This window comes from Lentibacillus sp. Marseille-P4043, from assembly GCF_900258515.1.
Lineage (GTDB): Bacteria > Bacillota > Bacilli > Bacillales > Amphibacillaceae > Lentibacillus_C.
This window is the reverse complement of record NZ_LT984884.1, coordinates 401910-414510: the sequence shown is the minus strand read 5'-3', so window position 1 is coordinate 414510 and position 12601 is coordinate 401910. Positions and strand designations below refer to the sequence as shown.

Here is a 12601-nt window from a genome sequence, read left to right as displayed (position 1 = left end):
AATCTCACGCCTGTTTTAATGTTTGCAAATTGTATCTCAAGAACTAGAAAAAGAGTGAAACGGGAAAAATAGCTACCGTTTTTAGGGAATCCTCAATTAAAAAGTTAGTCTGCTGAGTAAAGTGTTTTCCCGAATTTCATAATTTCATTTTTTAATTCGGTGGGAGCATTTTCAAACTTGATTAAATCTACTAAAAGCAATGTGTCTAATTTCTCTTCCAAATCAAAGCTAAATTCATTCCATTCCTTTTCAGACATGGTAGGAGCAATGAAGGCTAAATCAATATCAGATTTCTCAGTATTATCCCCAACTGCTCTAGAACCAAATAGAATAATTTTATTAATTGCATTCATACTTTGACCAGTTGTATATAATTGGTCTTTGAGTCTTTGGTTAATCATCAAAGGATTCACTCCTGCTTTCATGAAATTTAGCCTTTAAGTACGTATAGGTCTTCTTCATTTCCGGAAAGTAACTAATAATATTTTTATGAATACTTCTTGCCTTTTCTTCATCATATATTTGGGATGTTTCATTTCTGTCACGAAGCATCTGTAACCATGCATGTTCATTGTCAAGCCAATCAATTTTGTAAGCTTGTTTTAACGCTTCTCTAGGAGTTTTTGTTTCAATACCACATGAGAAGATTTTCAAGACATTGGTGACATCCGGGGATAAAACAGGTATTACAGTTGCTTGCATCCCAGCTGAAAAAGAACTGGATTTGAAAGAATTTGCTAAGATAAGTGGCAATAAAAAGGTTGAAATGCTACCGATGAAAGAATTAGAAGACACAACAGGCTATATTCGCGGAGGCTGTTCACCTATTGGAATGAAAAAGCATTTTCCAACTTATGTGGCAGTACAGGCTGAATCAATGGACACAATTATTGTTTCTGCTGGAAAAAGAGGAATGCAAGTGGAGCTGACCCCGAGCGATTTGCAGAGGGTGACTGATGCAGTGTTTGGGGATTTTACTGTGTGAATGAGGCAAAAAATACGGTGTGAGAACGTTACATTTTTTAATTTATGCAGTAATTTAATTTCTTGAAGGTGAACTTTTTTAACGATAAACTTAAAGAATAATTAGAAAAGAAAGGGAGCGAAATCATGGAATACATTATGCTTAACAATGATATCCGCATACCGCAACTTGGCTATGGTGTATGGAAGGTTCCAAATGAAGAAGCAACACCTTCAGTGGAGAAAGCGTTAGAAACAGGCTATCGTCTGATTGATACTGCAAAAATCTATGGGAATGAACGTGGTGTTGGGGAAGCGTTGGCAAATAGCCGTGTGTCGCGAGAAGATCTTTTCATTACGACAAAAGTGTGGAATAGTGATCAAGGCTATGAAAATACGCTAAAGGCATTTGATGAAAGTCTTGAGAAACTTGGTCTGGATTATGTGGATCTTTATTTAATTCATTGGCCAACACCAAAATATGATGAGTACGTTGAAACATATAAGGCATTAGAAAAGCTGTATAAAGATGGACGTACGAAGGCGATTGGCGTTTGTAATTTTGATATTGAACATTTGCAGCGGATTATGGATGAATGTGATGTAATCCCGGCAGTAAACCAAGTAGAGTGTCATCCATATCTACAGCAAAAGGAACTAAAGGAATTTTGTAAGAAGCATGGTATTCGGTTGGAGGCATACAGTCCTTTAATGAATGGTACGGATGTTCTGCAGGATAGTGTTATCCAAGAACTGGCCAATCAGTATGGAAAAACACCAGCACAAATTATTCTTCGCTGGCATTTACAATCAGATGTCGTTGTTATTCCAAAAACAGTAACACCTTCTCGCATGGAAGAAAATTTAAACGTATTTGATTTTAAACTTAGCAAAGCGGATATGGAGAAAATTGCTGGGTTAGATCAGAACCTTCGTCATAACTCGGTTCCTAATGAAATGAATAAACGATAGAATAGGAAAACAGATGTGGGTAGGCACATCTGTTTTTTTCTAGTTAAGAAGGATTAATTGGATTAATGGCGAATATAGTAGTAGATGTTTCATACTTTAATGGAGAGATACTAATGTACAAGTTAATTAATGGAAATGACATTCCAATGAAGGAAGCAGCTAATTTTATAGCACAGTGGAATCAACAAGATGTCCATCACATTGGGTATTGCGGAACTACCGCTGGGGAGATAGTTGACTATTTGGCTACTGATTTAACCGACGTTCCCTATGAAAATAGTTTTTTAGGTGTAGTTGATAATGGGAAAATGATTGGTTTGCTTGGGTTTGATGCCGATTTGGAGGACGCACAGGCAGAATTATGGGGGCCGTTTGTTGATCCGGGATATGATGCGAATATTGCCATTTGGTTGTGGGATGAGCTATTACGCATCATACCACTAGAAATAAAGCATGTTAGTATCTTTTCCAATATCGAAAATAGTCTCGCGACGGAATTTGCTGAAAGGCTAAATTTCGAACAAAAGACGGATCAAATTGTTCTGCTATTTGAAAGAGGTAAATTAGGCGAATTGCCAAAGCATTGGGCCCTGGAATTAATGCAACAAGGTTACGGCTCATTCATAGACTTACATGATAATATTTTTCCAGATACATATTTTAACGGCCATGAAATTATCGATCGGTTAACTGCCACACAAAAAGTATTTGTGATAAAAAGTGAGGAGCGATTAGCTGGATATGTCTATGTTGAAGCGAATCCCGAGTATGGAGAAGGGTCAATTGAATTTATTGGAGTTGACTCAATGTATCGAGGGAATAGTTATGGGAAAAGCTTATTAGCAACAGCTGTTCAATGGCTTTTTACATTTGATTCCATTAATGAAATACAATTATGTGTAGCAGCCAATAATAAACAGGCAATCGGTTTATATCAATCAGTTGGATTTCGCTTGGAGCATGAATTACATTTTTTTGTTAGGGAAATGTAAATATACGAATCTATTTTGAAAGGAGTGGTGTTTTATGATTTTAACTTATCGTATTTTTAGAAACTTGAACACACAGATCAAAATGGAGGAACGGTCAGCGTAACCAGAACTTTTCCTCCAACCATTAAGGAGGAAAACGAATTTGAATAGTATTGAAGGACTTGGATGGGACGTCTCCATTCAAGATGCGGAAAAAGACAAATTAGCACGCGTAATAGCTGTGCAGAAAAACAGCTATCGTATTTCTGATGGAGAAGTGGAATTCTTTGCCCATTTAAGCGGGAAATTTTTAAACCTGGCAACTAACTCGATCGATTTACCTGCAGTGGGTGATTGGGTTGAGGCACAGAAATTAGTGGACGAACGAAAGGCAGTTATTCACCGTGTTCTGCCCCGTAAAAGTCAGTTTGTCAGACAGGCTGCCGGACTGAAAACTGAGGGACAAATTGTTTCCGCGAATATGGATTTGGTTTTTATTGTGAATTCACTTAATCATGATTTAAATTTACGTAGAATGGAACGGTACATTTTGGCAACTTATGAAAGCGGGGCTTCCCCTGTTGTGGTGCTTACAAAATTAGATGAATCCGCGCCAGAAGAAGTGATACAGATAACTGCCCAAGTGGAAGAGGTGGCGATTGGCGTTCCGATTATTGCAATAAGCAGTATAAGCGGAGAAGGCATGGAGGAATTAATGGATTATTTGCCAGCGCAGAAAACAGTTGCGTTGCTAGGGTCATCCGGTGTTGGGAAATCCACATTGGTAAACAAATTATTTGGCGAGATTGTGCAGGAAACCAACGATATCCGGGAAGCCGATAGCAAAGGACGTCATACAACAACACATCGGGAAATGTTTATTCTGCCAAATGGTGCATTATTAATCGATACACCTGGAATGCGTGAACTGCAATTGTGGGAAGGAGATTCAGCAATTGATACGACATTCCAAGATGTTGAGGCACTGGCATTGGAATGTCGGTTTACGGATTGTCAACATGATACAGAGCCTGGGTGCCGCGTGAAGGAAGCGTTGAAATCTGGGGAGTTAGCTGATGAACGATTTCAAAGTTATGTGAAGCTGCAGCGTGAACTGGCTTTTGAAAAACGAAAACAAGATCAAAAAGCCCAGTTAGAGGAAAAAAATAAATGGAAGAAAGTTTCTAAGGAATTGAAAAGGAAGTATAAATAATCTAGGAATGTGAACAGCTTCCCCACTTGTTGGGGAAGCTGTTCAATCGTCCCGAGAACGAAAACATCAGCCCGAGAACGAAAACATCAGCCCGAGAACGAAAACATCAGCCCGAGAAAGAAAACATCGTCCCGAGAAAGAAAACATCGTCCCGAGAAAGAAAACATCGTCCCGAGAAAGAAAACATCGTCCCGAGAAAGAAAACATCATCCCGAGAAAGAAAACATCGTCCCGAGAAAGAAAACATCGTCCCGAGAAACGGAAAGATGTATACAAGACAAACATCATCCCGAGAAAGAAAACATCGTCCCGAGAAAGAAAACATCGTCCCGAGAAAGAAAACATCGTCCCGAGAAAGAAAACATCGTCCCGAGAAAGAAAACATCGTCCCGAGAAAGAAAACATCGTCCCGAGAAAGAAAACATCAGCCCGAGAACGAAAACATCAGCCCGAGAAAGAAAACATCGTCCCGAGAACGAAAACATCGTCCCGAGAAAGAAAACATCAGCCCGAGAACGAAAACATCAACATTCACTTTCCTTCCAAAATAGGCTGAAAACAAGTAAACTGGACTGAAAAGGGATAGTGTTTCGAATATAGAATTGGAGGATATATTGTAATGGATATAGGAATTAATAAGCGTAAAACCGAACATATTCGACTGTGTTTAACGGAGAATGTGGAGGGAATTAATAAAACAACCGGATTAGAAGGAATTTCGTTCATACATAATGCATTACCTGAAATTAATTTTACCGATATCCAGTTGGGCTCGACTTTTTTACATAAGAAGGTTAAGGCGCCATTGCTTGTGAGTTCAATGACTGGTGGTTCGGAGCTTGCAGAAAAAATTAATACCAATTTAGCTGTGGCTGCTGAAGAAAGAGGTTGGGCAATAGCGTTAGGTTCAACCCGTGCACTTCTCGAGAGTGATGCACATAAGGAATCTTTCTTAATTCGTAAACATGCACCAACTGTTCCGTTAATCGCCAATATTGGAGCAGTGCAATTAAATTATGGCTATGGTGTAGAAGAGTGTCAACGCCTGGTTGAATTAACCGAGGCCGATTCAATCTATTTGCATCTAAATAGCCTACAAGAAGTAGTTCAAGATGAAGGGGATTTGAATTTTAAAGACTTACTTCCGAAGATCGAAGAAGTTTGTAAATCATTAGATGTTCCCGTTGGGGTAAAAGAAGTGGGCTTTGGAATTGATGGAACTGTTGCTGAAAAACTATATAATGCAGGTGTTTCTTACGTCGATGTTGCCGGTGCTGGTGGAACATCATGGAGTCAGGTTGAAAAGCTACGTTCTAAAGATCCATTGCGAAAAGCTGCCGCGGAGGCTTTCAATAGTTGGGGAAATCCGACCAAAGATTGTATTGTTTCGGTTAAAAGTAAATTACCTGACATTCCAATTGTCGCAAGTGGTGGCATGAAAACAGGTGTTGATGCTGCCAAAGCAATGACGATCGGAGCAGATATGGTTGGCTTCGCTAGACAATTACTACAAGGGGCAACAGAATCGAAAGAAAAAGTAGTGCAGGCAATGGAACAAATTGAGTTTGAATTGAAAATGGTGATGTTTGGCATTGGTGTTCAATCAATTCATGAATTGAAGAATACCAATCAAGTTAGTATTATGGGAAAATCCTTGTTAGATGAAAATAGCTAAAATTAAAGGGGAAGGAATTTAACGGTTCACATGTGCGAGGTATGATACAAGAAACACATTTTATTAAAAAAATTTGCAAAGCTGACTTAAACGAATCGTTTACGTCGGCTTTTTGCGTATATTTTCCAATTATCCTTCTAATACTAATAAAAAATGGAGGGATAGCGATGGATAATCATATGCATGAAAGCAAAGACACAAAACCAATTCCTATGACATCAATAACAAGTGGAACGGGACAGGAAGTTAGCAATGATGTTTATTATTATACGGATCAGATTGTGAATGTTAGTTTTATTGGCTTGCCGGAGGATGGGAAGTGGATTTTAGTAGATGCGGGCTTGCCAAAAGCTGCTCCGGAAATTTTATCTGTGATTAATAATCGATTCGGGAAAGGTAGTAAACCCGAGGCAGTCGTGTTAACACATGGGCATTTTGATCATGTAGGAGGGTTAATTGATCTGATAAATGAATGGGGAGAAGTTCCCGTTTATGCACACGAACAGGAACTTCCTTATTTAACGGGAGAAAAAAGTTACCCCGAGCCAGATCCAACTGTAGAAGGTGGACTGCTTGCCAAGATTTCATCAATCTATCCGAATGAACCGATTAATGTAGGAAAGGCTGTAAAACCATTGCCTTCAAATAACACGATTCCAGGATTGGATGACTGGAAATGGATCCACACACCAGGGCATGCGCCAGGACATGTATCACTGTTTCGAGAAAAAGATCGTACGTTATTGGCTGGGGATGCCTTTATAACAGTTCGGCAAGATTCCTTTTATAGTGTGTTAATGCAAACAGAGCAAGTGAATGGTCCGCCAAGATATTTAACGACCGATTGGCATGCTGCGTGGGAGTCAGTAAAAAAGCTAGCCGATTTAAAACCGGAGTTGGCTGTTACCGGGCATGGCCATTATATGGAAGGAGAAGCTTTAACAAAGGGATTGCAAAACCTTGTGGAGAATTTTGAACAGATTGCAGTTCCAGACTATGGGCGTTATACTGACGGGAAGTTGCATTAAATAGCCTTTTTCTAGTTAATTGTAAGCACAATATTATTAAATAAAAGTTTTCTTGTGCTACAATATCTAGTGAAATGAGGTGTTTCAACATGAAAATTGAAATATGGTCCGATTTTGTGTGCCCTTTTTGCTATATGGGAAAGCGCAGGTTGGAAAATGCTTTAGAACAGTTCTCGCATAAAGATGATGTTACAATTGAATATAAAAGTTATGAGCTTGATCCAAATGCGGAAAAAAACCCTGGTAAAACAATCCATGAATTAATGGCTAAAAAATTTGGTTCAACAGTAGAAAAAGTGAAAAGTATGAATGATAACATGGCAAGGCAAGCAGCTGAACTTGGCTTGATATATAACTTTGATACAATGCAGCATACCAATACACTAGATGCTCACCGTGTTGCTAAATTTGCTGAGAGAAAAGGGAAAGGAAAAGAAATGACAGAACGCCTTTTAAAAGCATATTTTACGGATTCGAAGCATATCGGAGATCCGGAGACATTAAAAGAACTTGCTGGTGAAATTGGGTTAGATCCGGATGCTATCAATACTTTACTTCAATCAGATGATTATTTAGCAAAGGTACGTGCAGATGAGGAAGAGGCAAAGCAAATTGGAGTACAAGGTGTCCCATTCTTTGTTTTTAATGAAAAATATGCTGTATCAGGTGCACAGCCAACAGACGTTTTTACAGAGGTATTGGATAAGGTTTGGGAAGAAGAAAGTGAAAAGCCTACTTTGCAATCATTAAATCCAAAAAAATCTGAGACAACGTATTGCACGGATGAAGGCTGTGAGGTAGAGAAAAGGGACTAAGCATCTTTACGAAAAGCTAACCCCTTGAAAGGATTCAATCCTTTCAAGGGGTTAGCTTTTTTTATGGACGGAAAAGGTTATCTAGAGATTCCCCATAAGAATTGAAGAAATAACTCCTATCCAACTGTTTATGTCTAATCAGCTTAAGAAGCCTTCCATTTCACAAAAATGTGATATTTGTTACAAAAAATCCATTGACGTGTTTAGTTATTCTGTTATAATCAAATATAGAATCTAATTGATAATGAATATCATTATTAATTAGATCGGTTTAAAGGTAATAACAATTCTAAATTACAGTGAAGGATATTTATATGAAAATTCGTTATTTGGTTATAGCGGTAATCGGCTTGTCATTCTGCTCGGTGTTCATCGGAGTATCCGAAGTAACACCATGGGATATTTTTAGCTTATCTGAGGAACAGGTCGAAATTTTAATGATTAGCCGTTTACCGAGATTAGTCAGTATTTTGATTGCCGGGATGAGCATGAGCATCTGTGGGTTGATCATGCAGCAGCTTAGTCGAAATAAATTTGTTTCACCGACAACCGCTGGAACGCTTGATTCAGCAAGACTTGGTATCCTAGTTGCTTTAATGGTGTTCACTACTGCCAGTCCAATGCAAAAAATGCTTGTATCATTTGCATTCGCCTTGATTGGTACATTCATCTTTATGAAAATACTGGAGAAAATTAAATTCAAGGATGCCATTTTTATTCCACTAGTTGGTTTGATGTTTGGGAATATCATTAGTTCGCTGGCAACATTCTTTGCTTACAAGAATGATCTCATTCAAAATATGTCCTCATGGATGCAAGGTGATTTTTCGATGATCATGAGTGGCAATTATGAGTTAATGTTTGTCAGTATCCCAATCTTAATTATTGCTTATCTGTTTGCAAACAAATTTACCATAGCGGGAATGGGAGAGGATTTTTCCAAAAACTTAGGATTAAATTATCGACAGGTCGTTAACATTGGATTGATTATCGTCGCTTTAGTTACAGCATCTGTCGTCTTATCGGTTGGGGTTATTCCGTTTCTAGGATTGATCATCCCGAATATTGTTACGATTTACCAGGGTGACCATTTGAAAAAAAGCCTATTACATACAGCATTGCTAGGAGCTATTTTCGTACTATTTTGCGATTGTATTGGTCGCGTAATTATTTATCCGTATGAAATTCCGATTAGCTTAACGGTTGGGGTTATCGGAAGTGGTATATTTATTTATTTACTGTTAAGGAGAAAGAAATATGGGCTATAAGAAAAAGACAATTATCCTGGCAGTAATCGCAGCGGCTCTGGCAGTTCTTTATATTGTGTATGACTTAAGAGGGAATATTGGCTATATCCTACCACGACGTATTATCAAAGTAGTTGCCATTATTTTAACAGGATCAGCCATTGCATTCTCAACAACCGTGTTTATGACCATTACGAATAACAGGATTTTAACGCCAAGTATATTAGGGCTTGATTCACTCTATTTATTAATTCAAACGTTTATCATCTTTATGTTTGGTTCGAAATCACTCGTGATGATGAGTAGCAATATCAATTATTTTGTTTCGATTGGGATTATGGTACTGTTTTCACTAGTTCTTTATCGCTTCTTGTTTAGAGGAGAGAAGAACAATATTTACTTCCTATTGTTAGTTGGGATGATCTTAGGTACATTTTTTGGAAGTTTCACAGACTTTATGCAAGTGTTAATCGATCCAAATGAATTCATGGTTGCTAGGGATCGAATGTTTGCTAGCGTTAACAACGTAAATGAAAATCTCGTTTATTTATCATTGGCGCTAATTGTACTTGTAACCATTTATTTCATACGATTTTATAAATATTTAGATGTGCTGGCATTAGGGAAAGATGAGGCAATCAATTTAGGTGTTCCATATGATTATGTTGTTAAACGCTTACTTATCATTGTGGCTGTTTTAATTTCCGTCGCAACAGCCTTAATTGGGCCAATTACCTTTTTGGGTTTACTAGTTGTCAACGTGTCATATGAATTTTTAAAAACGTATCGGCATTTTTACTTGATTATTGGTTCAATCCTAATAAGTATAATTGCATTATTAGGTGGTCAATTTATTGTCGAAGAAGTATTTACGTTTCAAACGACAACAAGTGTCATTATCAACTTCATTGGTGGTATTTACTTCATATATCTTTTGTTAAAGGAGAATAAATCATGGTAAATATTAAAGGTGTTTTTAAAAAATATAACCATAAAAAAGTAATTGATGATGTTTCTGTGAATATTGAAAAAGGAACAATCACTTCATTTATTGGTCCAAATGGTGCTGGAAAGAGTACATTGATCTCGATGATTAGCCGGTTAATTACAAAGGATGACGGCGAAATTACGATTGATGGGGAAGATATTACGAAAGCAAAAAACAATGAATTAGCTAAGAAAATCTCAATTCTAAAACAATCCAATGCGATCAATCTTCGCTTAACAATAAGGGAACTTGTTTCATTCGGACGATTCCCATACTCACAAGGGAGGCTTAAGCAAGAAGATTGGGAGAAAGTGGATGAAGCAATTGATTATATGGAGCTACGAGAAATACAGGATAAATACTTAGATGAGCTTAGTGGGGGACAACGACAACGCGCACATATCGCGATGGTTATCGCCCAAGATACAGAATATATTTTACTTGATGAACCATTAAACAACTTGGATATGCGACATTCAGTTCAGATTATGAAAACATTACGGCGCCTTGTAAACGAGCTTGGAAAAACGATTTTAATTGTCATTCATGATATCAACTTTGCTTCGTGCTACTCTGATCAGATCGTTGCACTTAAAGATGGAAAAATTGTAAAACAAGGCCCAACCTGTGATGTGATTGATGAATGTGTACTGAAAGATATTTATGATATGGATATTAATATTAAAAATATCAATGATAATCGGATTTGTGTGTATTTTGCATAACATAACTTTTGCTATTAAAGAATAACAAAAAATTAACATGAGAGGGTTTAATTATATGAAGAAATTTATTGTATTTATTATTGTTAGTGCTTTAGCAGTTTTTGCTACAGCGTGTGGAACATCAGAATCAGATGAAAGCAGTAATGGTGATGGCAACACTGAAAAACAGGAGAAAATTAATGTAACACATGAGTTGGGCGAAACAGAAGTACCCAAAAATCCTGAGAAGGTAGTCGTGTTTGATTATGGAACTTTAGATACACTGGATAAATTAGATGTTGAGGTAACCGGTGTACCACAGGGGAATATGCCGACATACCTTGAAAAATTTGAAAGTGATGATTACGAAAATGTTGGTAGTCTGAAGGAACCGGACTTTGAAAAGCTTGCACAAATCAATCCGGACTTGATCATTATTTCCGGCAGACAATCGTCCTTATATGATCAATTGCAAGAAATAGCACCGACTATTTATCTTGGTGTAGACACAACGAAATATATGGAATCATTTAAAAGTAATCTAGCAACGATTGGTGAAATTTTTGATAAAGAAGATGAAATTAATAAAGCGTTAGATGAACTTGAGCAATCAATAGCTGATGTAAAGGAAAAAGCTGAATCAAGTGATAAAAGTGGATTAATCATTCTGGCAAACGATGATAAAATCAGCGCATACGGTCCGAATTCAAGATTTGGGATAATTCATGATGTGTTCGGTCTTCCAGCAGTTGATGAAGGGATCGAAGTGTCGACTCATGGAATGAATGTCTCGTTTGAATATGTCGTTGAACAAAATCCGGATATTTTGTATGTGATCGACCGTGGAGCAGTTGTTGGTGGAGAATCTTCTGCTAAACAAGTTGTTGAAAATAAACTAGTTAAAAAAACAAATGCATATAAAAACGACAATATCGTATACTTAGATCCGAATTACTGGTACCTTTCTGGCGGCGGACTTGTCTCTGTTCAAGAAATGGTTAATGAAATAGCGGATAGTTTACAGTAATATTTACCAAAGAGGCAGCCATAAGGTTGTCTCTTTTCTTCAAATAATACTACGGAATAATTATGGAAAACGTGTCATGTAATTGTTAACTATGGTGTTAAGCGTTGCTATGACAGTAATCCATTGATAGAAGCGGTTCACTATGACTTGCTATTTGTACAATGGTTGTGTTTGAATGAAGGGACAAACGAAGGAAATGAGGAAAAACATATATGAAGAAATTTATTATGCTTGCGATAGCATTATGTATAGTAACAGTATTAGCTGCCTGTGGTGATGATACCGATTCAGCAAAGAAAAATGATAATGAAACAAATACGGAGGAACAAGCTAATCAGAAGGTTAAGATAACGGATAAGGAAAAGGTAAATAATGATGATGTTGTCGTTCAAATAAATGGTACGGATGTAAAAGGTGATCAATACAATGACGTTTACGCACAGACAAAAACGTTAATGAATCAATATGGGGAAGATGTTAGTGATCAAGATAAATTAAAAGAGCAGGCAATGAATGTTCTCGTTCAGCAGGAGCTACTGAAACAGGATGCGAACAAGCAGGGCATTACCGTTTCGGATGAAGAGGTTGAATCCGAATTAGACAAAATGAAATCAGCGGGCAAAGATAAGTTTTCTCAAGTATTGGAACAATATAATCTTACCGAGGAGTCTTATAAGGATCAATTGGCATTTGAGCTCACGTTGAGGGAGTATATTGATCAGGAAATCACAGGAACTGAAGTAACCGAAGAGGAAATAAAGAGCTATTATGATAAGTTGAAAGAGCAAAGTGAAGACGTCCCAGAACTTAAAAAGGTAAAAGATCAAATCAAAAGCCAATTAACTACCCAAAAGGAAAATGAAAAAGTACAAGCAAAAGTTAACGAACTAAAAGAAGATGCGGAAATCAAGAATATGATCTAATAAAAGCCCCCTTCCATTAATATTAACGGTGGAAGGGGGCTGGTTTTTAAAACGTGAGGAAGTCACTTATCAATC

At 37.3% G+C, this 12601-nt stretch carries 14 protein-coding genes and 1 pseudogene; 13 read left to right on the top strand and 2 right to left on the bottom strand.

Features of this window, described 5'->3' with window-relative positions:
* Nucleotides 1-104 precede the first annotated feature (104 nt).
* Nucleotides 105-401, bottom strand: coding sequence for a type VII toxin-antitoxin system MntA family adenylyltransferase antitoxin (mntA, locus tag C8270_RS02260; RefSeq protein WP_106495030.1), 297 nt, complete (start codon nt 399-401; stop codon nt 105-107).
* Nucleotides 394-702 carry an HI0074 family nucleotidyltransferase substrate-binding subunit gene (locus C8270_RS02255; RefSeq protein WP_106495027.1) on the bottom strand — a complete coding sequence of 103 codons (309 nt, stop codon included), beginning with the start codon at nt 700-702 and terminating at the stop codon, nt 394-396. The genes mntA and C8270_RS02255 overlap by 8 nt, the downstream gene beginning before the upstream one ends.
* On the opposite strand from C8270_RS02255, the pseudogene ybaK reads away from it, so the two are divergent.
* The 13 genes and pseudogenes from ybaK to C8270_RS02195 form a co-directional block, all read left to right on the top strand.
* Nucleotides 644-985 (top strand): annotated as a pseudogene (ybaK, locus tag C8270_RS02250) (Cys-tRNA(Pro) deacylase); the annotation flags it as partial. The gene C8270_RS02255 and the pseudogene ybaK overlap by 59 nt on opposite strands.
* A gap of 125 nt (nt 986-1110) precedes the next feature.
* Nucleotides 1111-1935, top strand: a complete 825-nt coding sequence (locus C8270_RS02245; RefSeq protein ID WP_106495023.1) for an aldo/keto reductase — start codon at nt 1111-1113, stop codon at nt 1933-1935.
* 65 nt (nt 1936-2000) lie between these two features.
* Nucleotides 2001-2927, top strand: coding sequence for a GNAT family N-acetyltransferase (locus C8270_RS02240; RefSeq protein ID WP_106495021.1), 927 nt, complete (start codon nt 2001-2003; stop codon nt 2925-2927).
* A 142-nt stretch (nt 2928-3069) separates the two neighbouring features.
* Nucleotides 3070-4119, top strand: coding sequence for a ribosome small subunit-dependent GTPase A (gene rsgA / locus C8270_RS02235; protein ID WP_106495019.1), 1050 nt, complete (start codon nt 3070-3072; stop codon nt 4117-4119).
* 26 nt (nt 4120-4145) lie between these two features.
* A complete protein-coding gene (locus C8270_RS19660; RefSeq protein WP_158701570.1) occupies nt 4146-4670 on the top strand; it encodes a hypothetical protein in 525 nt (174 codons plus the stop codon).
* A gap of 68 nt (nt 4671-4738) precedes the next feature.
* Nucleotides 4739-5794, top strand: a complete 1056-nt coding sequence (gene fni / locus C8270_RS02230; protein ID WP_106495016.1) for a type 2 isopentenyl-diphosphate Delta-isomerase — start codon at nt 4739-4741, stop codon at nt 5792-5794.
* Between the two features lie 167 nt (nt 5795-5961).
* Nucleotides 5962-6822: an MBL fold metallo-hydrolase gene (locus C8270_RS02225; protein ID WP_106495015.1), complete on the top strand. Its 861-nt coding sequence runs from the start codon at nt 5962-5964 to the stop codon at nt 6820-6822.
* Nucleotides 6823-6911: 89 nt separating this feature from the next.
* Complete coding sequence (locus C8270_RS02220) at nt 6912-7637, top strand: DsbA family oxidoreductase (RefSeq protein WP_106495013.1); 726 nt, start codon at nt 6912-6914, stop codon at nt 7635-7637.
* A 314-nt stretch (nt 7638-7951) separates the two neighbouring features.
* On the top strand, nt 7952-8905 hold the full coding sequence (locus tag C8270_RS02215) for an ABC transporter permease (RefSeq protein WP_106495012.1): 954 nt from the start codon (nt 7952-7954) through the stop codon (nt 8903-8905).
* The gene (locus C8270_RS02210) at nt 8895-9845 is read left to right on the top strand and encodes an iron chelate uptake ABC transporter family permease subunit (protein WP_106495011.1); all 951 of its coding nucleotides are present in this window, start codon (nt 8895-8897) and stop codon (nt 9843-9845) included. Before C8270_RS02215 ends, C8270_RS02210 begins: the two co-directional genes overlap by 11 nt.
* The gene (locus tag C8270_RS02205) at nt 9839-10597 is read left to right on the top strand and encodes an iron ABC transporter ATP-binding protein (RefSeq protein ID WP_106495009.1); all 759 of its coding nucleotides are present in this window, start codon (nt 9839-9841) and stop codon (nt 10595-10597) included. The genes C8270_RS02210 and C8270_RS02205 overlap by 7 nt, the downstream gene beginning before the upstream one ends.
* A 55-nt stretch (nt 10598-10652) precedes the next feature.
* The gene (locus C8270_RS02200; RefSeq protein ID WP_106495007.1) at nt 10653-11603 is read left to right on the top strand and encodes a siderophore ABC transporter substrate-binding protein; all 951 of its coding nucleotides are present in this window, start codon (nt 10653-10655) and stop codon (nt 11601-11603) included.
* A gap of 212 nt (nt 11604-11815) precedes the next feature.
* Nucleotides 11816-12526: a SurA N-terminal domain-containing protein gene (locus C8270_RS02195; protein ID WP_106495006.1), complete on the top strand. Its 711-nt coding sequence runs from the start codon at nt 11816-11818 to the stop codon at nt 12524-12526.
* Nucleotides 12527-12601 lie beyond the last annotated feature (75 nt).